Source organism: Pseudooceanicola aestuariicola (assembly GCF_045763785.1).
Taxonomy (GTDB): Bacteria; Pseudomonadota; Alphaproteobacteria; order Rhodobacterales; family Rhodobacteraceae; genus Pseudooceanicola.
This window is the reverse complement of the sequence record NZ_JBJGSF010000006.1, coordinates 1-21,834: the sequence shown is the minus strand read 5'-3', so window position 1 is coordinate 21,834 and position 21,834 is coordinate 1. Positions and strand designations below refer to the sequence as shown.

The window sequence follows — 21,834 nt, the reverse complement described above, 5'->3', positions numbered from 1 at the left end:
ACTGCCTCAGGCGAAGCGCGCCGCGCCGTTGTTCAGAACAACCACGTCGCGTGCCGGAATAGATGCTCGAAACCGGGCCTCGCCGTCCTCTTCCCAGATTTCGAACCGCACGGTTTCGCCGGGATAGACCGGCGCCGAGAACCGAACATCCAGACCGACAAGCCGGGCAGAATCATAGTCCAGCAACGTCTTGAGAATCGCCCGGGCCGCCAGCCCATAGGTCGCCAGACCATGCAGGATCGGGCGGTCGAACCCGACAGAACGGGCAACATCCGGGTCAGCATGAAGCGGATTGAAATCACCGCTGAGACGATAAATAAGGGCTTGGCGCGGCAGGGTATTGATATCACATACATGATCAGGCGCCCGATCAGGCAGCACTGCGGGTGCCGGACCCGCCTGGTTTTCACCGCCGAACCCCCCATCACCGCGACAGAAAGCCGACATCGCCACGCGCGCCAGTTTTTCGCCGCTGTCCGCGTCGATAATATCGCGGCTTTGGTAAATGACGGCTCCCTTGCCCTCGCCCTTGTCGGCGATAAAGTCGATCTTGCTGCGGCCGACAATTCGGCCATGTGTCGGCAGCGGCTTGTAGATGTCGAGCCACTGTTCTCCGTGCAGCACTTTCTGCCAGTTCACGCCGGTTTTCGGATTGCGCAGCCAGAAGCCCGGATACCCCAGGGTAACGGCCATAGAGGGAACCGCCTTCAGACCGTCCTCATAGACAAAGGCCAGTTCTTTCTTGTCTGTCGGATCTTCGCCGAACCCCAGCCCGAGTGCGTAAAGGATGGTATCCCGCTCGGTCAGAGTCTGCTTGATCTCTTCGAAATCCCAATTCGAAAGTGCTTCGAAATCCAGTGGCATGATCTTTCCTCCCTTGATCGCCGTCAGAGCGTGTTTCGTGACCCCAGTATTGCCGTGACCTGGCTGGACAGCACACCGCCATTGCCATGCGCCAGCGCCAGATCAATATCCTTCAACTGAATGCCCGGCGCGTCGCCACGGATCTGACGGGCAGCCTCGATCACTGTGAAGATGCCGTACATCCCGGGGTGCACGCAGGACAGGCCGCCGCCATTCGTGTTCACCGGCAACACGCCGCCAGGCGCGATGCGTCCGCCCTCGACAAAGGCCCCTCCCTCGCCCTTCGCGCAGAACCCAAGATCTTCGAGAAACAAAATCGTGTTGATGGTGAAGGCATCATAGAGCTCGACCGCCTGGATATCCGCAGGGGTCACTCCGGCCGCCGCAAAGGCGCGCGCGCCCGAGTCGCGGGCCGCGGTCACGGTGAAATCCTTCATCTGGGAAATCTGCCGGTGCGAGCTTGCCGCAGCACTGCCCAGCACATAGGCAGGTGCCTTCGGGAAATCCCGGGCGCGGTCCGCGCGGACCATTACGATCGCGCCGCCACCGTCGGTGACAAGACAACAGTCGCGCACGGTCAATGGATCGCCCACCATGCGCGAACCCAACACGTCCTCGCGGGTCAGCGGGCCGCGCTCGAACGCTTCGGGGTTGCGCTGCGCCCAGGCCCGCGCGGCAACGGCCACGTCGGCCAGCTGTTCGCGGGTGGTACCATATTCATGCATGTGCCGCGCCGCCGCCATCGCATAGGCCGAGATCGGATAGCGCGGATTATACGGCGCCTCGTAGGCCGGCGGACGTGAAGCGGTCACCAGTCTGCCCGACGCGGTGCGCTGGTTGGAGCCATAAACAATCAGCGCGACATCACACAGACCGGCGTCCAGCGCCATGGTCGCGGACGTCAGGTAGTTTACGAAGGACGAACCGCCCGACATCGTGCCATCAATGAAACGGGGCTGGATGCCCAGATACTCCGCCGCCATAAGCGCCGGCATGCTGTCTTCCATCATGGTGCAAAACAGCCCGTCGACGTCGGACAGTTTCAGCCCGGCATCGCCAAGCGCCGCAAGCGCAGATTGCGCCATGACATCATAGGCCGTCAGGCCATGGGCTTCTCCGAGACCGGCATGACCGGTTCCCACGATGGCGGATTTCCCCCGAAGTTCAGTGGTCATGGCCTATCCCTCCGACGGTTTGAAAAGCACGGCCGGAACACCCTCGGCCTCGCCCACGAATGCGGTTACAGGCATGTCGATGACGACCTCACCCGGGGCAATGCCCTCGACCCGGCTCATCATCCGGACACCCTCGTCCAGCTCGACGACGCATACGTTGTAGTCGCCGCCCCGTTCGGGCTTTCGGCGCACGACTGTTGTGGTGTGGACCCGTCCCTTGCCGCCGGCCTGCTTCCACGAAATCGCGGTGCCATGACAATGTGGACACAGGACTCGCGGGAAAAAGTGATAGGCCCCGCAGTCGTCGCACTTGGGCAGCAGGATCTCTCCCTCTGCCAGCGCGCGTTGGAAAAGCTGGTCTGGTCCTTTGGCATCCTGCATTGGCGTTCTCCTTCAAGCGACCCAGTCTTTGTTTAAGCGTATTGATAATCTTTCTAACAATTGTTAGATTTAGTCAACCTTTCAGGATCAATTGAGAGAAACTCATGTCAGGTTCAGACTTAGCCCCCCTTTCCGGCAAACTCGTCGTTGCGTTGGAACAGGCAGTCGCCGCGCCTTTTTGCTCCTCGCGGCTGGCCGACGCCGGCGCGCGCGTGATCAAGATCGAACGCAAGGGCGCAGGCGATTTCGCCCGCGCCTACGATACCGCCGCCAACGGTGAAAGCGCCTATTTCACATGGCTGAACCGAGGCAAAGAATCGGTCGCCTTGGACATTAAAGCCGACGAAGACCGTGAAATCCTGCTCAGGATGCTGGAAAACGCAGATGTGTTTATTCAGAACCTGCTGCCGGGCGCGCTGGCCAAGCTGGGGCTCGATTCCGCGAGTCTGCGAGAGAGCTTCCCGCGTCTAGTGACCTGCGACATCACCGGATATGGCGAAGACGGCCCGATGCGCAACGCCAAGGCCTATGACCTTCTGGTGCAATGCGAGAGCGGTCTGGCATCAGTGACCGGTACACCCGACGGACCAGGACGGGTGGGCGTGTCGGTCTGCGATATCGCCACCGGTATGACAGCCCATGCTGGAATCTGCGAAGCACTTGTCGGGCGTGATCGCACCGGCAAGGGCAGCGGCGTTTCCGTGGCAATGTTTGATGTGATGGCCGACTGGATGTCGGTTCCACTGCTGTATCACGATTACCTTGGCAAGCCGACACCTCGTGTCGGACTGAACCACACGGTCATTTGCCCGTACGGGGCCTATGAATGCAAGGACGGTCAGCTTGTCGTCATTACCGTGCAACACAACGGCGAATGGCAACGGTTCTGTGAACACATACTGGGCGATGCGGCTTTGGCAACCGACCCCCGGTTCCATGACAACACGTCGCGAATTGAAAACAAACCCGCGCTCGAAGTTCTCATCAAGGCCGTGTTCGCCTCGCATGACCGCGCCGAGATGCTGAAGCGGCTTGACGCTGCGGGCATTGCCTCGGGCGCGGTGAACGACGTGGCGACCCTGTCCGGTCACCCCCAGCTCGACCGGTCCGTAATTCGCACGCCTTCCGGTGAAATCAACGTCCCGACACCCCCGATCCGGCGCAGCCTCGGCGAAACGGCACTGGGCCCCTGCCCGGCCTTCGATGCGCAAGGCAAGGCCCTTCGCGCCGAGTTCGGCCGTCGTTCATAAAAAACGGTAGGCAACTAAGTGGACAATCAAATGACCGATGAGAACAATCCGGCGATCCTTCAAGACGTGAAGATCGTCGATCTGACTTCTGTAGTTTTCGGACCTTTGGCGACGCAGATGCTGGGCGATCTGGGGGCCGATGTGATCAAGGTGGAAGGCCCCGAGGGCGATCTTCTTCGCCAGGTCCAGCCATCGCGCAACAAGCTAATGGGTGCCGCTTTTCTGGGGGCCAACCGTAACAAGCGCAGTGTCGTACTCGACCTCAAAACACAAACCGGTCTCGATCAGTTGCGCAAACTGCTCATCGATGCCGATGTGATGATTTCGAGCATCCGGCCTGCGGCGCTTGCCAGATTGTCTTTGGAACCCGAAACCCTGCGCCAGGAAAACCCGAACCTGATCACGGTATCCGCCACCGGTTTCGGACAGGACGGGCCCTATGCCGCCAAGCCAGCATTCGACGATTCCGTCCAGTCGGTGTCGGGATTGGCCAGCCTGGCAACCTTGCGCGACCCCGAGGCACCGCCCGCTTATGCCCCGACAATTCTGGCCGACAAGCTTGGCGGGGTCACCGCCGCCTATGCCGTGATGGGCGCCCTGTTCCACCGCGAGCGTACGGGACAGGCCCAGCATGTCGAAGTTCCGATGTTTGAGACGCTGGCCGCCTTCCTGCTGGCCGAACATATGGATGGCGCCACCTTCGAGGAGGCTCCGCAGGATTTCGGCTATGCCCGCATGCTGGTTCCGCACCGGCGTCCGGTTCAGACCGCAGATGGCTACATCACAATTCTGCCTTACACCAACGTACAATGGGCGCGGTTTTTCAAGACGGTTGGGCGCAATGACATGATCGACCATGTCTGGGTCACGGACATGGACGCCCGTAGCCGCAACATCGGCGCAGTATACGATATGGTGGCGCACATTGCGCTGACCCGGACCACAGATGAGTGGCTTGACCTCATGGAGCAGGCCGACATACCCGCCATGCCAGTGCGCAACCTGTCAGATTTACCGAACGATCCCCATCTTGCCGCAACCGGGTTCTTTCAACGGATTGATCACCCGACCGAAGGTGCGATCTGGACGACACGCCCGCCGGTTCGCTTTTCGGCGACCCCTGCGCGACATGATCATCGCCCGGCCCCGCGACTTGGGGAACACAGCGACGAAATTCTGGGGCCGGGCAGGGAGTAGCCCCACCCGGCACCGGACGGATCAAACATCCATCGAGCGTGCGATCAGTTCCTTCATGATCTCGTTGGTGCCGCCATAGATCATCTGGACCCTGCTGTCGGCATAAAGTCGCGCGATGGGGTATTCCATCATGAAACCGTAACCGCCGTGCAGTTGCAGGCATTCATGCATGACCTCGTTCTGCGTCTGGCTGCCCCACCATTTCGCCATCGAAGCCGTGGCCGCATCAAGTTCGCCCGCTTCAAGACGCGCGAGCCCGTCATTTACGAAGGAGCGTAGCAATTCGGCCTTGGTTTTGCATTCCGCCAGTTTGAAGCGTGTATTCTGGAAGTCCATGATCCGGCTTCCAAATGCCTTGCGGTCCTGAACATATTTCACCGTTTCATCGATCGCAAAATCAATAAAACCGAGCGCGGTAATGCCGATCATCAGCCGCTCCCAAGGCAGCTGCTTCATCAGCTGGTAGAACCCCTGCCCCTCTTCCGGACCAAGCAGGTTCGCCGTGGGCACGCGCACATCCTCGAAGAACAGCTCAGCAGTATCCGAACCTTTCATACCCAGTTTCTTCAGGTTCCGTCCCCGGCGAAAGCCCTCGGCGCCCTCGGTTTCCAGAACGATCAACGAAACGCCCTTGGCGCCGGCGTTGCGATCGGTCTTTGCCACGATAACAACGAGATCCGCCGTGTGCCCGTTTGTGATAAAGATCTTCGAACCGTTGATCTTGTAGTGGTTGCCATCCTTTTCCGCATAGGTTTGTACGTTCTGGAGGTCAGAGCCCGTTCCAGGCTCGGTCATGGCAATCGCCGCAACGCTGTCGCCGCTGACCAGTTTCGGCAACCACTTTTTCTTCTGTTCCTCACTGCCATATGCGTTGAGATAATGGATTACGATGGACTGAATCCCATAGCCCCAACCCGTATCACCGGTGCGCCCCTGCTCGTAGACGGTAATCGCGTCGAACCCGATGCCGCCACCGAACCCACCATATTCTTCGGCAATCGAGCCACCCATGACACCCTGCTGACCGACTGTTTTCCAGAAGTCGCGGTCAACAATTCCCTGCTCCGCCCATTTTTCAATCTTCGGAGCCATCTCTGCATCGAAAAGCCTGCGTGTACTATCGGCGAACATCTTGTGTTCATCCACTGCCCAACTCGGGGAGTTCTTGATCAGAGACATGTTTTATTCCTATCGGTTCATGCTTGCATTGAAGAAATCTAACAAGTGTTTTATTTCCTGGCAATGAACCCGAGGCGTTCTGACGGGGCGTCACAAGGCTTCGGACCGTGCGCATCCGGATTTATCTAATCACGCGCCGCCCATTCGGCTCGTACAAAAAAGGCCCGCCAAAACAGGCGGGCCTTTTTGTAATTTTTTCGCAATGACTTACAGCCTGTCGGTCAGTTCGGGCACGGCGTCGAACAGGTCGGCAACCAGACCGTAATCGGCAACCTGGAAGATCGGGGCTTCTTCGTCCTTGTTGATCGCAACGATGATCTTGCTGTCCTTCATGCCGGCCAGGTGTTGGATCGCACCCGAGATGCCAACAGCGATATACAGGTCAGGCGCGACCACCTTGCCGGTCTGGCCAACCTGCCAGTCGTTCGGTGCAAAGCCCGAGTCGACGGCGGCGCGGGATGCGCCAACGGCGGCGCCCAGCTTGTCGGCCAGTTTCTCGATCAGGGCAAAGTTCTCTTCGGAGCCGACGCCGCGCCCACCGGACACGACCACACCGGCCGAGGTCAGTTCGGGACGATCCGATGCGGCGACCTTGTCTTCGACCCATTCCGACAGGCCGGGGTTGTCCCCGGCACCGATGCTTTCGACCGAGGCAGACCCGCCTTCGCCAGCGGCATCAAAGGTCGAGGTGCGGAAGGTGATGACCTTTTTCGCATCCGACGATTTGACGGTTTGAATCGCGTTCCCGGCATAGATCGGGCGCTCGAACGTTTTGCCATCGACAACGCCGGACACGTCCGACAGGACCATCACGTCCAGCAGCGCGGCAACGCGCGGCATGACGTTCTTGGCGTCCGTGGTGGCCGGGGCGACGATATGTTCATAATCACCGGCCAGCGATGCGATCAGCGCGGCGGTCGGTTCGGCCAGGCGGTGACCCAGCGATGCGTCTTCGGCGACCAGAACCTTGGTCACACCGTCGATCTTGGCGGCGGCGTCGCCTGCGGCAGCAGCAGAGGCGCCCGCGCACAGAACGGTCACATCGCCTAGGGCCTTGGCCGCGGTCACGGCCTTGGCGGTTGCGTCGATTGCCAGTTCACCATCGGTCACTTCTGCGAGAAGAAGAACAGCCATTATACAGCCCCCGCTTCTTTGAGTTTTGCGACCAGCTCGTCCACCGAGCCGACCATGATACCGGCCGCGCGTGCCACGGGCTCGGAGGTTTTGACGATTTCCAGACGCGGCGTGACATCAACGCCGTAATCATCGGCGGTCTTCTCATCCAGCGGCTTTTTCTTGGCCTTCATAATGTTGGGCAGCGACGCATAGCGCGGCTCGTTCAGGCGCAGGTCCACGGTGACGATCGCGGGCATCTTGACCTTGATGGTCTGCAGGCCGCCGTCAACTTCGCGGGTCACGACGGCGCTGTCACCGTCGATGTCCAGTTCCGAGGCAAAGGTACCCTGCGACCAGCCCAGCAGGGCTGACAGCATCTGGCCGGTGGCATTCATGTCGTTGTCGATCGCCTGCTTGCCGCAGAGAATCAGACCAGGCTGTTCCTCTTCCACGACCTTGGCAAGGATTTTGGCCACTGCCAGCGGCTCGATATCATGGTGCACGTCATCCGCTGCAACGACCAGGATGGCGCGGTCGGCACCCATGGCCAGTGCGGTGCGCAGGGTTTCCTGCGCCTGTTTGACGCCGATGGATACCGCGACCACCTCTTCGGCCTTGCCGGCCTCTTTCAGGCGTATCGCCTCTTCGACGGCGATTTCGTCGAAAGGGTTCATCGACATCTTAACGTTGGCCAGATCGACACCGCTTCCGTCCGCTTTGACACGAACCTTCACGTTGTAGTCGATCACGCGTTTCACAGGCACGAGTACCTTCATTGGCGTGGTCTCCTTGAGTTTTGCGATAAGGTTTCAACCGAGCTAACGGTCTTTGAATTCTGGAGTTCTTTTTTCCGAAAACGCTTTCATGGCCTCGGGAAAGTCATGCGCGCACAGCAAAACGCTTTGGGCATCGCGCTCGATATCCAGCGCCTCGAGATAGCTGCACTCGGCTGCGGCGCGCATCACACGCTTGGCGGTCTGAACGCCAAACATCGGGTGCGTTGCAATCTCGCGGGCAATTTCCAGCGCCCGTACCTCGACCTGGTTGGCCGGCACGCATTCTTCGACAACGCGCAGGTCCCTGGCGGTGCGCCCGTCGATTTCACGGCCCGTGAGCACAAGCATCCGGGCAACGCCCGCACCGGCGCGCTGGTGAAGCAGCCAGCTTGATCCCGTGTCGGGACAACCGCCGACGCGTGCAAATACTTCGCACAGCCGGGCATCTTCGGCGGCAACGACAATGTCCGCCGACAAGGCCAGGCTGAGGCCCGCGCCAAAAGCCACGCCGCATACCGCGGAAATCAGAGGTTTGCGAAACAGATAGGCCGCGCGTCCGCCATCGTGAACCAGGTCCACCATTTCCGACGTCGCCCGCGCGCCTTTGGCGATCTCGGACTGAAACCCGACAAGATCGCCGCCGCTGCTGAAATGATTGCCACCGGTCATAACAACGACACGGATCGTAGCGTCCCGTTCGGCTTCGCGCAGAAGCGCCACCAGTTCTTCGACGAACCCGATGCTGTAAGGGTTGCGTTTTGTCGGCTGAAGAAAACGCAGGATTCCGACAGGGCCTTCCCTGTCCAGGCGAATAAGCTCAGTCATTCAAGTCTCCATCAGGTCCCGGTCCAGACGGGTGCTCGCTTTTCAGCAAAGGCCTTTGGGCCTTCAATCGCGTCGTTGCTGGCGTAAACCACCTCGTGAAGGCGCTTGCCCTCTTTCAGGCCACCCGCACAGCCCAGGTCCATGGTCGCGCGAACGCCGCCTTTCGCGGCAACAACCGACAGCGGGGCCGCGCTGGCAATGCGTTTGGCAAGGTCAAATGCCCTTGCGCGGACAGCATCGGGAGTGTCTTCGATATAGTTGGTGAACCCGTATTCGTGCAGGCGCTCGATCGGCATCAAGTCGCCGGTCAGAACGATTTCCATAAGGATGGGCTGCGGTAGCATGGACAGTGCCGGCGATGCCCAGGGCGATCCACGACCGATCTTTACTTCGGTGATACCGACCTTGGTCCCCTTGAGACCGACCCGCAGATCGCAATTCAAGGTCAGCATCATGCCGCCCGCCATCAGCGACCCTGTCATCGCCGCGATGATCGGTTTCTTGCAGGCGCGCATGGTCTCGTGAAACGGGTCGCGCATCTTGGTCAGAATATCGACACCCTCGTCGCGTGCGATTTGTGTGGCTTCCTTCAGATCCAGTCCGGCGCTGAAAACGCCGCAATCGGCAGAAGTCAGAATGGCCACACGAACGCTGTCATCCGCCTCGATCTTCTCCCAAGCGTCGGTCAGCCCGTTCGTCGCCGCCACGGAAAGCGCGTTTTTACGTTCGGGCCGGTTGATACAGACGGTCGCAATTCCGTCTTCGATCTTCACGTCAATGGGGCTCATGATACCTGCTTCGCTTTCTCGGGACAATCTAACTGCGGAAAGCTTCCCCGCGACATGTCTGCCGCGGGGAAGCTCTGTCTTATTCGACGGTGAACGTCGCGGAGCTGTGCTTGATGACATCCCAAACAACGTCAAGATAGTCGGCGCTCCAGTCGGTCAGCGGAACCCAGGTTTCGCCATTCCACTGCTCGACCCGGGTCTTGCCGCCACCACCGTGGTCTTTGTCGGTCACTGTAACCGGGGCCATGATGCCGTTTCCATCGAAGTTCTCGATCGATTCATAGGCATTCTTCATGCTTTCCGGTGTGATCGGCCAACCGTTTTCAGTAATTGCGATCCGCGCGGCTTCGAAACCGGCCGAGTAGATCGCCATGCCCGTGTTGTAGTACACGTCGCGCACCAGGCTCTCGGGACCGCTGCCCTTGCCATTGGCATAGTAGGTGTCCAGCATCGTCTTGACGATCGGAACTTCCTGGCCACCGGCCACGTTGGTCCCGCGCAGGATGCCTTTCGCCTCTTGTGCGCCGATATTGGCGATATCGACTTCGTTCAGCCAGTTCACCGACAGATAGCGGTCGATCGGGAAACGGTTGCGGCGCATTTCCTTCGAGGCGACCACATGCCCGCCCGCCAGCAGCCAGCTGATCACGTAGTCAGGCTTGTCGCGGCGGATTTTGCTCCATGCGCCGGCCTGATCCGACCCGGGAAGGGGTACGGGATACAGCTCCAACTCGAACCCTTCCTTTTCGGAAAGCGTTTTCAGGATCTCGATCGGTTCCTGGCCAAAGGGATAATCCAGATAGATGAACCCGATCTTCGCCTTGCTCAAGTCACCGCCCATCTGACCCTTGATGAAGGCAACGTCATTTGCCGCCTGCTGCCAGTACGTCGGACCGACCGGGAAAACCCATTCGAACACTTCGCCGTCCACCGCGTCACCGCGGCCAACGAAAGACTGCATCAGTACGTTACCGTCCTTCATGGCACGCGGCAAAACCGCGTTCGTGACCGGCGTGGACAGAAAGTTGAACAGGAACACGCCTTCGCGCTTGAGCTGCTCGTAGCATTCCACACCGCGCTGCGGTTCGTTGCCGTGATCGCGAATGATGACTTCAACCGGATGACCTTCGATACCGCCATTTTCGTTGGTGTACATCGCCAGGTCCTGCGCGGCCTGGGCCACCTGCGGTGAAATGAACGTGTAGGATTTACTAAGGTCGAAGCAGAGTCCGAAGCGGATAGGCTCCTTGTCCTGCGCTGAGGCAACAGTCGCGCTTGCTGCCAGTGCAGTAGCAACGGCCACTGCCTTAATGTGCTGTTTGACTTTCATGTTATCTATCTCCCGTTGGTTTAGTGTAGGGCGGTGATACCGTTCCGTAAGCGCCACTGCCGCCCCGCGTAGCGTCACACTTCCTGCAATCAGTCATTCACTGCTCGTATTTCGCGGAACTCTCTTTAACCACACCCCACACAACGTCCGTGTACTCAGAGATCCAGTCGGTTTGCGGCACCCAAGTCTCTCCGTCCCACATTTCGATACGGGTCTTGCCCCCGCCGCCATGATCTTCGGCCGTCACCGTAATGGGGGCCATCAGCCCGTTCGCGTCATAGCCCTCAAGCGACTCCAGTCCGGCCTTGTAGGATGTCGGAGTGATCGGCAGCCCCTCGGCTTCCGCCGCCTTGCGCGCGGCTTCGAACATGATCGAATACATGGCCAGCCCGGTGTTGTAGAAAACGTCCTGCGTCTTCTCGATCGGGCCGGATCCCTCGCCCTTGTCATAAAGCTCGGCCATGATTTCCTGATACAGGGCAATATCCTGACCGCCCACGACATTGGTCCCGCGCTTGATACCTTTGGCGGCCTCTTTACCGATGTTGGCGATATCGACTTCGTTCAGCCAGTTGACCGAGATGTATTTGTCCATCGGAATGCGATTGCGCTTCATCTCTTTCGAGGCAACCACATGGGCACCGCCCAGCATCCAGACGATCACATGATCGGGCTTGTCGCGGCGCACCTTGGACCACACGCCGGCCTGGTCGCTGCCAGGCAGTGGCACGGGGTACAGTTCAAGCTCGAAACCCTCTTTCTCGGACAGGGTTTCCAGGATCTCGATCGGCTCCTGCCCGAAGGGATAATCGAAGTAAACAAACCCGACCTTCACATCTGACAGATCGCCGTCATGCAATTGCTTGATGTAGGCGACATCGTTGGCGGCCTGTCCCCAATAGGTCGGCCCGATCGGATAGACCCAATCGAAGACGGTGCCATCAACGGCATCGCCGCGCCCGACAAGAGACTGCATCAGGATACGCCCGTCTTCCATGGCCCGCGGCAGGATAGCCAGAGACACCGGAGTGGACAGGGTATCGAAAACAAAGACGCCCTCGCGGCTGAGTTTCGAGTAGCACTCGATTCCGCGCTGCGGTTCGTTCCCGTGGTCACGCACGATGACTTCGACCGGTTCCCCACCGATGCCGCCCTTCATGTTGATGAGCTTGGCAAGGTCCATCGCGGCCTGCGAAACCTGCGGCGTGGCAAAGGTATAGGCTTTGCTGAGATCGTAGCAGATGCCGATCTTGAATGGCTCGGCCAGCGCCTGGGTGCCAAACATTGCTCCGCCGAACATTGATAATACGGCCAACGCTTTGGTAAGTTTCTTCATTTGTTCCTCCCTGAACAGCTTCTGATTAGTACCTCAACTCAACCAACGTTTGCGTCGGCTGTAGTGCTTGACGTTGTGAAAATCGGTCTCTCCGCCGCCTAGATAGAACTCCTGAATGTCGGAGTTAGATTTGAGCGCCTCGGCGGTGCCGTGCATAACAACGCGGCCGTTTTCGATAAGGTACCCTTGCGAAACGATTTCCAGAGCCGCCAAGGCGTTCTGTTCCACCAGCAGGACGGACAGGCCCTCATCCTTATTGATCTTTTGCAGGATGCCGAAGATTTCCTCGACCAGGAACGGAGCAAGCCCGAGACTTGGTTCATCAAGCATCAACAGCTTCGGCTGGGTCACGAGGGCCCGCCCAATGGCAAGCATCTGTTGCTCACCACCCGACAAATAGCCTGCTTGCGAATTTTTGCGTTCGGCAAGCCGCGGAAAATATCCGTAGATCTTTTCCTTTTCCGCATTCAGCGTTGATCGGGACATTCCGCGTGGCGCGGCGGCGGTCAGGTTCTCGTCGGGGGTCAGGTGTTCGAAGACCCGCCGCCCTTCGATGACATGACAGATGCCCATCTCGACGCGTTTTTGCGCGAGCGCTTCGGTAATGTCCGTTCCCTGGAACGTTATCTCACCTCGGCTGATGCGTCCGCGCTCGGCTTTCAAAAGACCGCTGATCGCTTTCAACGTGGTGCTTTTTCCCGCTCCGTTAGAACCCAAAAGTGCGATCATCTCGCCCTTTGGAACCTGAACCGAAACACCTTTGATCGCCAGCATTACATTGTCGTACAGCACCTCGACACTGTTCATGGACAGAATGTTCTGGGCTTCAACTTTTTCTTGCATCGGCATTCCCCTATTTCTTGAACTGATCGAAGGGCCAGACCATCAGATAGTCTCTGATGTTGCCGTAGAGTTTTCCCAAACCGAGTGGTTCGATCAGAAGGATAATGACGATCAGTGCGCCATAGACTGCGTTCGGGATGTGAGCGAGTGTTTCAACATCGATCTGCATGCCAAGCCCGTCACTCAACGTGACGACGAGACCGTTCACGATACCCGGAACAAGAAGGATCAGGGCAACACCGAAATAGGAACCGATAATGCTGCCAAGGCCGCCAACAATCACCATCGCAAGAACCTGGATCGAAACGGCAACCGAGAATTGCTCGGGTGCGGCGAGAAAGAAAAAGGTGGCAACAAGCAACGCACCGCTGACGCCTGCGATGAACGAAGAAGTCGCGAATGCGAGGATTTTGTAGTAGAAACTGTTCACACCCAGGATCGCGGCCGCAAAGTCTTTTTCCCGGACAGCGACCAAGGCGCGACCGAGTCCAGTCCGCTTGAGATTAAGCATGAAGATCGTCACCAACACACACCAGCCGAAGGCGACATAGTAGAAGCCAGTATCAGTGGTAATCTCTTGCCCGAGCAGCGCCAATGTCGGTGACTGGAGCGACGCGTGTGAGCCCCCCGAGATCGCCGGAGAGTGGGTCAGAACCCAGTCCATCACGAATTGCATAGCGAGAGTAGTGAGAGCGAGATAGAGGCCCTTGACCCGCAAAGCGGCAAAAGCGAACAGGCTGCCGATCACGGATGACGTCAATCCGCCGATGATAAGGGCGAATTCCCACGGCACCCCGAAACGCGCGGCATGGATCGACGAATACGCTCCAACGGCCATGACTGCAGCATAACCCAAGTGAAGTTGGCCTGCCCAACCTGTCACCAGATTCAATCCAAGCGCGGCGGCCGTCCAGATCAGCCAAGGAAGCATGTAGCTGTTCAGATAAAGCGACGGGATGATGAATGGCGCGGCAAGGCCAATCAAGAAGATGAATGCTGTCAGATTCCGGTCAGCAGGCACCTTGAAGATTCGGCTGTCCGAAACGTAGTTGGCGTGATGGACGCCAGAAAGTCTGTAAAACATGCCTTACACCCTTTCGATGTCGTGACGACCGAACAGCCCGTGCGGACGGATCATGACGGTAAGAATGAGCACGGCAGCGACGATAAGCTCACGGCTTCCGCCTCCGACAAGCGGATCGAGGAAATCAGCGCCAACGTTTTCGACGACGCCCAGGATGATGCCTGCGATCACGGCGCCAAGGATACTGTCGAGACCACCGAGAACGGCAACCGTCAGACCTTTGAGAAGCAACAGCGACAGCGCCTGATCGACACCCTGAATCTCGCCCCAGATAACGCCAGCGGCGACGGCAACAACGGATGCCAATGCCCAGGACAACCCAACGCCGCGCTCAACCGCGATACCGACCGACCACGAAGCCATGTAATCATCCGCGATCGCCCGCAACTTGATCCCGGTCCGGGTTCGGAAAAACAGCATGAATGCGACAAACAAGGCGAGCGCAACACCGGCACCAACCAGATGGATGCGGCTGATGAAGATGTCGCCCAGGAACAGCGGATCATAGCTGACGCCCAGTTCCATCGAACGCGACGTCCCGCCCCAGATCGCAAGCGTTGTACCCCGCAGGAAAATGTCGAGGCCGAGTGTCAGCATCAAGATCATGACAACCGGCCGACCTGCGAGACGGCGCAGGGCAACACGCTCAATGCCGAACCCAAGGCCTAACATTACAACCGCAGCCAGAGGGATGGCCAGCCACAAGGGTAAACCCACGTCGCGTGCCAGCGCCAGGACCACATAGGCCCCGACCATGGTCAACCCGCCCTGCGCCAGATTGGGCACCGAAGATGCCTTGTAAATCAGCACGAGGCCGATGGCGAATAGCGAGTACAGCAGACCCGTCAAGGCTCCGTTGATCGCAAGCTCTGATAGAAAGACCCAGTCCATTTATACCTCCCTGATGGGAAGGCTTCTTTCGACCTTCCCTACTTCCCCGGTCTCGTAAGTCACCTGCGCGCTTACATGGACCTCTTTTGAACCGTCGTAGAGCGCCGCGATCACGTCAGCATAGCGTTCCTGAACGACCTTCCTCCGCAGTTTTCGGGTTCGCGTGATTTCACCATCGTCCGGGTCGAATTCTTTCGGCAGACTGACAAAGCGTTGCAGGCGCAATGGTTCGGTGACGGCCTTGTTGACCCGTTGGAAGGCCTCGCGAAGCAACGTCGCGACCTCTTCACGCTGAGAAAGATCGGCATATGACACGTAAGGTACGCCGTTCACTTCGGCCCAGTGCCCCACGGCCTCGAAATCCACGCAGACCATCGCCGTCAGTTCCTTCAGCCCGGCGCCAATCACGGCCGCATCCTTGATATACGGGCTGAATTTCAACCGGTTCTCGATGTAGTTTGGAACGTAACGTTCACCGTCGGCGGTGTGCATGACCTCGGATACACGCCCCAGAACAACCAGGTGTCCGTCGTCCTCCAGATAGCCGGCATCACCTGTATGCAGCCACCCGCCGTCAAGGGCTTCGGCGGTCGCTTCGGGTTTGTTGAAGTACCCTTTAAACACGCTGTCCGAGCGCACCAGGATCTCACCGTCTTCGGCAATGCTGACCTCGACGCCAGGCGCGGGTTTGCCAACCGTATGAAGACGGACCTCGCCCGGAGCCTGAATCGCGTTGATCGCGCTGTTCTCGGTCTGGCCGTAGAGCTGACGCAACTTGATCCCCAGGGCGCGGTAGAACACAAAGGTGTCTTCCCCGATCGCTTCACCGCCGGTGAACGCATTCTTGAGGCGGCTCATCCCGAACTGGTCCTTGATCGGACCGAAAACAATCGCCTCGCCCAGAAGCCGGCCCAATGGCTCAAGAACACCGCCGCTTTTGCCATTCAGCTTGCGCGTTTCCGCCGCGATGGCCCGATCCATGAAAAAATGGTACAGCCACTTCTTTAAAGGGGTCGAATTTTCGATACCAACCTGGATTGTCGTCAGCATCTGGTCCCAGCTTCTTGGCGCCGCCAGATAGAATGTCGGAGCGATCTCGCGCATGTCGCGCACGACCGTTTCCTGGCGCTCAGGCACATTCACGGTGAAACGCCAAAGGAGTGCCGCGGCAACGGTTATGGCGTAGTCTCCCACCCAGGCCATCGGCAAGTACGCGAGGATCTCCTCATTTTCGTCGAAGGCACCCGCCGCATGTCCATTCCGAGCAGCAGCAAGAACGTTCTTCTGACTCAGTACGATGCCCTTCGGCGCGCCCGTCGTTCCGGAGGAGTGCAGAAAAATGGCCGGATCTTCCGGCTTCGCACGACTAAGCAGTTCCTCACGCAGGCCCGGGGTTTCGTTCAGATCGTGCTGACCAACTTCGATCAGGTGATCCCAGGACAACAGTCCTTCAACCTCGTAGAAGCCAAGACCGCGCGCTTCATCATAAATGATGTGGTCGATGCCCTCGGCGCCCGCGTCCTTCAGTTCCAGGATCTTGTCAACCTGTTCCTGATCTTCGGCGATGGCCGCGACGATTTCGACTTCGCCAAGAAAGTGCCGGAGTTCTTCGAGCGTCGCGCCGGGATAGGCAGGCATTGCATAGGCACCCAGCAACGAAATAGCCAGCATTCCGCCATACAGCCGCGCCCGGTTGTCGCCCAGGATAAGCACCGCCTTGCCCGGTGTTACGCCGATTTTCTCAAGCCCGGCCGCGCAGGCCAGCACCTCTTCGGCGTATTCCGCCCATGTGGTTTCCTTCCAGATCCCACGCTCTTTTTCGCGAAGCGCGATTTCCGAACCGTGTTTCGAGGCGTTCCGCGCCAGAATTGCGCCGATCGTGTCGCCGCCCGAAGACTGTTTCTTCGTCAAATCAGTCATGCGACCCTCCGATATATGCCTCGATGACCCGCGGGTCCTTCACAACCTCCTTGGGGATGCCACTGGCGATCATTTCACCATAATTCAGGGCCAGCATCCGATCACAAATGCCGGTGATGACATCCATATGGTGTTCGATCAGCAGAACGCTGACGCCGCGTTCGGCACGGGCATCCAGAATGAAACGGGACATATACCCTTTCTCTTCCTGGTTCATGCCGGCCATCGGTTCATCGAGAATCAGCATCTGTGGCTCGGCCACCAATGCCCGCGCCAGCTCGACCCGTTTTTTCAACCCGATCGGAAGGCCATCGACCAACTCATGCCGGATGCTCTCGAGTTGTAGAAACTCGATCACCTCTTCGACGATCTTGCGGTTTTCGATTTCTTCACGCTGTGCTGCCCACCAGTAAAGCGCGGTGCGCAGAACGCCCGGTTTCATGTGGATGTGCCGCCCCAGCAGGATGTTGTCCAGAACGCTCATCCCGTTGAACAAGGCAAGATTCTGGAACGTCCGGGCGACGCCGAGCTTGGCAACCTTGTGAGGTGCCGTACCCGTGATTTCCTTTCCTGCCAACCGGACAGTCCCCACATTCGGTGGGTAGAACCCGGTAATTGCGTTCGTCAGTGTTGTCTTGCCGCTGCCGTTCGGGCCGACAAGTCCAAAGATTTCCCCCTGCCGAATGACGAGGTCCACACCGGTGACAGCGACGATGCCGCCGAACCGTCGCTCGACCCCGCTGCACTCCAGTATCGCCCCATCATCGGCTCCGATTGCTGTTTTAATCTTAGTCGTCATCTAGATATCATTGTCCCCCTAAGGTTCACGGCCAACATCAGGTAATCCGGAAGTAGTCCGGCCGCCCCGTTGGCCATGGATCCCCCCACAATTGCTGCCCACCGTCGATGTTCAGAACTTCTCCGGTTACGAATTTCCCTGAATTCGCCGCCATATAGACAACCCCTTCAGCGACATCCCATTCGTCCCCGGCGTGCCGCATCGGGTTGGAGTCCTGAAAGGTCGCAGAACCCTCCGGAGGGTAGTTCCCGAAACCGTTGCTTTCGCAGCAACCCGGCGCCATGCAGTTCACTCGGATACCGTGCGGGGCCCACTCCACCGCAACCGACTTGGACAGGTAAACTACCCCTGCCCGGGCCGCACAGGTATGCGCGATGCCGGGCATGCCGCGCCAGATATCGGCCACGATGTTGACGATGGAGCCCGATTGCTTGTTGGCAACCCAGTGGCGCGCCGTGGATTGCATCATCCACCACGTGCCGTTCAGGTTGGTGTCTATGACCGCATTCCAGCCCTTTGGACTAAACTCCAACGCTGCTTGCGGAAACTGACCCCCAGCATTGTTCACCAATACGTCAATCGCCCCGAACTCCTGGTTCGTCTTGGCGACAAAATCCTCGACCTGCTCAGGCTCCCGGATGGTCATAGGCACAGCGAAAACTTCGCCCCCGAAACTTTCAAGGAACTCCTTGGCCAAAGCCAGTTTCTCTTCGTTGCGTCCATTGATCGCCAGATTGGCCCCGAGCCTTGCGAACAAGGTCGCAATTGCCAGCCCCAATCCGCCTCCGGCCCCGGTCACCACAACGACTTTGCCGGTGAATAAACCGCTTGCGTAAACGGTTGCACGTTTTGATAGGTCCTCCCTCGAAGACCCAAACTGCGTCTTATTCATGACGCCTCCTCCCATTCCCATTAGGGGCAGCTGCCAGTAATCTAACGGGTGTTAGAAAATTGGTCAAGACAACTTTTCCCACCAGCCCCGCCCGTTATCTCCGATCAGTAAGACTTTGGAAGTCCAAGGGCTTTTTCTGCTATGAACGACAGAAGCATCTGCGGTGTCACCGGTACGATGCGGAACAGCAGAGCTTCACGTACCAGTCGCTCCACGTGATATTCCTTAGCATATCCGAATCCGCCAAACGTAATTTGCGCGGCTTCGGTCGCCTCGACCGCGGCGTCGGCGGCCAAAAGCTTGGCGGCGTTCGCCTCGACGCCGCAGGGTTCTCCCGCATCGTAGAGGGCTGCAGCGTGCATCACCATGAGATTGGCAGATTCCACTCGCGCCCAGGCTTTGGCGAGTGGATGCTGAACACCCTGATTTTGGCCGATCGGGCGGTCAAAAATCACACGTTCGTTTGCATAATGCGCCGCTCGCGCCAGTGCGTTGCGCGCAATACCGATGCATTCACCGGCCACCAGGATGCGTTCGGGATTCAACCCGTGCAAAATTTGCCTAAAGCCTTTGCCCTCCTCCCCGATCAGGTCCTCAGCCGGAATCGGCAATCCATCGATGAAGACTTCGTTCGAATCGACAGCCTTTCGACCCATCTTTTCGATCTCTCGCACGTCAACGAAATTTCGGTCGAGATCTGTATAGAACAGGCTCAGCCCTTCGGTCGGGCTGCTCACATCCTCTAGCCGCGTTGTTCTGGCCAGAAGCAACATCTTGTCCGCTACCTGCGCGGTAGAAATCCAGACTTTTTGTCCGTGCACGACATATCTGTCCCCCTGCCGCACCGCCATGGTCTTCAGCTTTGTGGTGTCTAACCCGGTCGTCGGTTCGGTTACGGCGAAACAGGCCTTTTCATCGCCTGCTATTAGAGGGCCAAGCATACGCGCGCGCTGCTCATCGGTCCCAAACTTCACCACCGGGTTGAGCCCGAAAATGTTCATGTGGATGGCCGAGGCTCCGCTTGCGCCGGCCCCCGACTCGGCAATTGCCTGCATCATTATGGTCGCCTCGGTGATCCCCAGACCCGCGCCGCCGACAGCTTCTGGCATGGCGATACCTAGCCAGCCGCCATCGGCCATTGCCCTGTGCAGATCATGGGGAAAACCACCGTTGCGATCCCGATCCAGCCAATAGTCGTCGTCGAACCCTGCGCAAATCCGCAGAATCTGGTCGCGAATCTCTTGTTGGTCGGCGGTCAATCGAAATGTCATAGCGCGCGCCCTCCCTCCAATCTTACGAGCCCAGCCTCACATAGGGCAGCGATCCGCTCATCGTTAAAACCAAGATCACGCAGAATGCTTTGGCTGTCTGCGCTAGGCGGTCGTCCCAGCCAACGAAGCTGACCGGGCGTCGCGCTGAGATGAGGGACCGGACCAATGACCTGGGTCTGTTCGCCGTCGACCGACACGATGTCCCCACGATGGCGTATCTGCTCGTTCGTCATGATCTCTTCGACGCTCAACACACGCGAGGCAACCGCATCATGGCGGGCGAATACCGCTTCCACTTCCTTAGCCGTGTGCTGCGTGACGAAATCATTGATCGCGTCAAAGACCACCGTCATGTGCCGCGACATCTCGCCCAATGTCGCGAACCGCGGGTCATCGGCGAGGGCATCGCCTCCGACCGCCCGCAACAGGCGCTGCGCGGTTTCCGCGCTCCCTGCCGAAACGCTCAGCCACACCCCATCGGACGTTCGGAACATCCCCCCCGGAGCAAAGTCCATCGGCTGGCGCAGCCCATTGCGTCGCGGCGAGAGGTTCGCGCCAGTCAATGCGGGAACAGGATAATCCATCAACCGAAGCAGGGCCTCGAATACTGCAATATCGACGACCTGACCGCGTGCTATCCCCTTTTCGCGAGCAAATAGCGCGATCATGATTCCCAAAGCGCCCATTAGCCCTGTCGTGCTGTCAGCCGCCGGAAAGCCGGGGTGCATCGGCGGCCCGTCGGGAAAACCGGTCAGATGCGCTAATCCACTCATGGCCTCCGCAGCACGCCCAAACGCTGGCAGGTCGCGCATCGGACCGTCCTGTCCGTAACCTGAAACCCGCAAGACAACCAAGTCCGGGTTCCAATCGTGCAAGACGTCTGGCCCAACACCGGCACGTTCCAGCACACCCGGTCGGAAATTCTCGATCAGCACGTCGGCATCTTCGACCAACTTTCGCAGGATGTCCCGGCCCTCGTCGGACTTCCAGTCCAGACCTAGTGTTTTCTTGTTACGGCCCAAAGTCTTCCACCAGACGCCCACCCCATCCTCTGCCTTGGGTCCAAGGTCGCGCATCATATCCGTCCGGTTGGGGGCTTCGATCTTGATGACATCTGCACCAAAATCCGAGAGTAAAGCTGCCGCAAGTGGTCCGGCAATTACGTGACCAAGTTCTATAATCTTCAGTTGATCAAGGGGTCCAGACATCTGCACTTTCGACTTTGCTAATTTTCTAATGGTTGTTCGATTCCTAGCAAAGGCGAAGTCGGATCTCAAGATTCAAAGGTAATCGCCTCCCCGAAAACGTAACCGCCCGGTTGTTACCATGGATCAGTTCATTGGCGTCCAGTTCCATGGAAGCGGTTCGTTGAGCGGGTTGGTCATGTGATTGTGGATGCGGTCGAGGATTTCGGCCAGCCAGGCTTGCCGATCGAGGCCGTTCATCTTGGCTGTCTCGACAAGAGACATCGCCCGGGACAGCGTTTCGCCACCGCTGTCGGAGCCTGCAAAAAGCCAGTTTTTTCGCCCGATGCTGATCGGGCGCATGACGCGCTCGGCGGTGTTGTCGTCGATGCCGACGCGGCCATCTCCAAGGAAGAGCTCGAATGACGGCCAGCAGCTGAGACCATAGCGGAAGGCCTTCGCGAGATCGCCCTTGCCGGGAATGCGTAGCAGTTGGGCCTCGGTCCATGCCTTGAAGGCCTAGACCATGGAGCGGGAGTGCGCCTGGCCTGCTGCCAGCCGCAGTTCCGCTGTATTTCGTGCCCTCACGAATTATGGCCAGCCGTGCGTTCTTTCAGGCCTGCGGGACGAAGCGCTCGTCTTTGGCGGCACCGAAGTGATCAGCCCCACCTGAGTGGTCCGGTTTGATTGTTAGTGCATGACCGGTCTCGGGTCCATCGGGACGATGGTTTCC

General features: G+C 58.7%; 20 protein-coding genes and 1 pseudogene. 2 read left to right on the top strand and 19 right to left on the bottom strand.

Annotation, left to right across the window (positions count from 1 at the left end; translation table 11 throughout):
- Positions 1-6: 6 nt before the first annotated feature.
- Genes ACI3GR_RS16940 through ACI3GR_RS16930 form a run of 3 tightly spaced genes read right to left on the bottom strand, consistent with a single transcriptional unit; the run spans position 7 to position 2,420 of the window.
- Positions 7-864, bottom strand: coding sequence for a MaoC/PaaZ C-terminal domain-containing protein (locus ACI3GR_RS16940; RefSeq protein WP_185959052.1), 858 nt, complete (start codon positions 862-864; stop codon positions 7-9).
- Positions 865-887: 23 nt separating this feature from the next.
- Positions 888-2,039, bottom strand: a complete 1,152-nt coding sequence (locus tag ACI3GR_RS16935) for a thiolase family protein (RefSeq protein ID WP_142494377.1) — start codon at positions 2,037-2,039, stop codon at positions 888-890.
- Positions 2,040-2,042: 3 nt separating this feature from the next.
- Positions 2,043-2,420 carry a Zn-ribbon domain-containing OB-fold protein gene (locus ACI3GR_RS16930; protein ID WP_057796766.1) on the bottom strand — a complete coding sequence of 126 codons (378 nt, stop codon included), beginning with the start codon at positions 2,418-2,420 and terminating at the stop codon, positions 2,043-2,045.
- 104 nt (positions 2,421-2,524) lie between these two features.
- Here ACI3GR_RS16930 and ACI3GR_RS16925 point away from each other — a divergent pair, with 104 nt between their 5' ends.
- Both ACI3GR_RS16925 and ACI3GR_RS16920 read left to right on the top strand, forming a co-directional pair.
- On the top strand, positions 2,525-3,670 hold the full coding sequence (locus ACI3GR_RS16925) for a CaiB/BaiF CoA transferase family protein (RefSeq protein ID WP_142494378.1): 1,146 nt from the start codon (positions 2,525-2,527) through the stop codon (positions 3,668-3,670).
- Positions 3,671-3,700: 30 nt separating this feature from the next.
- Positions 3,701-4,867 (top strand): CaiB/BaiF CoA transferase family protein, encoded by a 1,167-nt coding sequence (locus ACI3GR_RS16920; protein WP_142494379.1) that lies wholly within the window; start codon positions 3,701-3,703, stop codon positions 4,865-4,867.
- A 21-nt stretch (positions 4,868-4,888) separates the two neighbouring features.
- On the opposite strand, the gene ACI3GR_RS16915 is transcribed toward ACI3GR_RS16920, so the two are convergent.
- The 16 genes and pseudogenes from ACI3GR_RS16915 to ACI3GR_RS16840 all read right to left on the bottom strand — a co-directional run.
- Positions 4,889-6,046: an acyl-CoA dehydrogenase family protein gene (locus ACI3GR_RS16915; protein WP_081979662.1), complete on the bottom strand. Its 1,158-nt coding sequence runs from the start codon at positions 6,044-6,046 to the stop codon at positions 4,889-4,891.
- Positions 6,047-6,253: 207 nt separating this feature from the next.
- Positions 6,254-7,180 carry an electron transfer flavoprotein subunit alpha/FixB family protein gene (locus ACI3GR_RS16910; protein ID WP_142494380.1) on the bottom strand — a complete coding sequence of 309 codons (927 nt, stop codon included), beginning with the start codon at positions 7,178-7,180 and terminating at the stop codon, positions 6,254-6,256.
- Positions 7,180-7,938, bottom strand: a complete 759-nt coding sequence (locus ACI3GR_RS16905; protein ID WP_028284925.1) for an electron transfer flavoprotein subunit beta/FixA family protein — start codon at positions 7,936-7,938, stop codon at positions 7,180-7,182. The genes ACI3GR_RS16910 and ACI3GR_RS16905 overlap by 1 nt, the downstream gene beginning before the upstream one ends.
- Before the next feature lie 42 nt (positions 7,939-7,980).
- Complete coding sequence (locus ACI3GR_RS16900; protein ID WP_142494381.1) at positions 7,981-8,763, bottom strand: enoyl-CoA hydratase/isomerase family protein; 783 nt, start codon at positions 8,761-8,763, stop codon at positions 7,981-7,983.
- 11 nt (positions 8,764-8,774) lie between these two features.
- Positions 8,775-9,551 (bottom strand): enoyl-CoA hydratase/isomerase family protein, encoded by a 777-nt coding sequence (locus ACI3GR_RS16895; RefSeq protein WP_028284927.1) that lies wholly within the window; start codon positions 9,549-9,551, stop codon positions 8,775-8,777.
- A gap of 79 nt (positions 9,552-9,630) precedes the next feature.
- Positions 9,631-10,881 (bottom strand): ABC transporter substrate-binding protein, encoded by a 1,251-nt coding sequence (locus tag ACI3GR_RS16890; RefSeq protein WP_043753095.1) that lies wholly within the window; start codon positions 10,879-10,881, stop codon positions 9,631-9,633.
- A 97-nt stretch (positions 10,882-10,978) separates the two neighbouring features.
- The gene (locus ACI3GR_RS16885) at positions 10,979-12,217 is read right to left on the bottom strand and encodes an ABC transporter substrate-binding protein (RefSeq protein WP_407496257.1); all 1,239 of its coding nucleotides are present in this window, start codon (positions 12,215-12,217) and stop codon (positions 10,979-10,981) included.
- Positions 12,218-12,250: 33 nt separating this feature from the next.
- A complete protein-coding gene (locus ACI3GR_RS16880) occupies positions 12,251-13,060 on the bottom strand; it encodes an ABC transporter ATP-binding protein (RefSeq protein ID WP_043753147.1) in 810 nt (269 codons plus the stop codon).
- Positions 13,061-13,070: 10 nt separating this feature from the next.
- Positions 13,071-14,144 carry a branched-chain amino acid ABC transporter permease gene (locus ACI3GR_RS16875; RefSeq protein ID WP_028095207.1) on the bottom strand — a complete coding sequence of 358 codons (1,074 nt, stop codon included), beginning with the start codon at positions 14,142-14,144 and terminating at the stop codon, positions 13,071-13,073.
- Between the two features lie 3 nt (positions 14,145-14,147).
- Entirely contained in the window at positions 14,148-15,035 is an 888-nt protein-coding gene (locus tag ACI3GR_RS16870) for a branched-chain amino acid ABC transporter permease (RefSeq protein WP_142494382.1), read from the bottom strand.
- A complete protein-coding gene (locus ACI3GR_RS16865; RefSeq protein WP_204114532.1) occupies positions 15,036-16,955 on the bottom strand; it encodes an AMP-dependent synthetase/ligase in 1,920 nt (639 codons plus the stop codon).
- On the bottom strand, positions 16,948-17,754 hold the full coding sequence (locus ACI3GR_RS16860) for an ABC transporter ATP-binding protein (protein WP_036538081.1): 807 nt from the start codon (positions 17,752-17,754) through the stop codon (positions 16,948-16,950). The genes ACI3GR_RS16865 and ACI3GR_RS16860 overlap by 8 nt, the downstream gene beginning before the upstream one ends.
- Before the next feature lie 37 nt (positions 17,755-17,791).
- Complete coding sequence (locus ACI3GR_RS16855) at positions 17,792-18,646, bottom strand: SDR family oxidoreductase (protein WP_407496255.1); 855 nt, start codon at positions 18,644-18,646, stop codon at positions 17,792-17,794.
- A 104-nt stretch (positions 18,647-18,750) separates the two neighbouring features.
- Positions 18,751-19,917, bottom strand: a complete 1,167-nt coding sequence (locus ACI3GR_RS16850; protein ID WP_185959053.1) for an acyl-CoA dehydrogenase family protein — start codon at positions 19,915-19,917, stop codon at positions 18,751-18,753.
- On the bottom strand, positions 19,914-21,194 hold the full coding sequence (locus ACI3GR_RS16845) for a CaiB/BaiF CoA transferase family protein (RefSeq protein ID WP_255552484.1): 1,281 nt from the start codon (positions 21,192-21,194) through the stop codon (positions 19,914-19,916). Before ACI3GR_RS16845 ends, ACI3GR_RS16850 begins: the two co-directional genes overlap by 4 nt.
- Positions 21,195-21,248: 54 nt before the next feature.
- Positions 21,249-21,671, bottom strand: a pseudogene (locus tag ACI3GR_RS16840) (IS66 family transposase); the annotation flags it as partial.
- Positions 21,672-21,834: the final 163 nt, after the last annotated feature.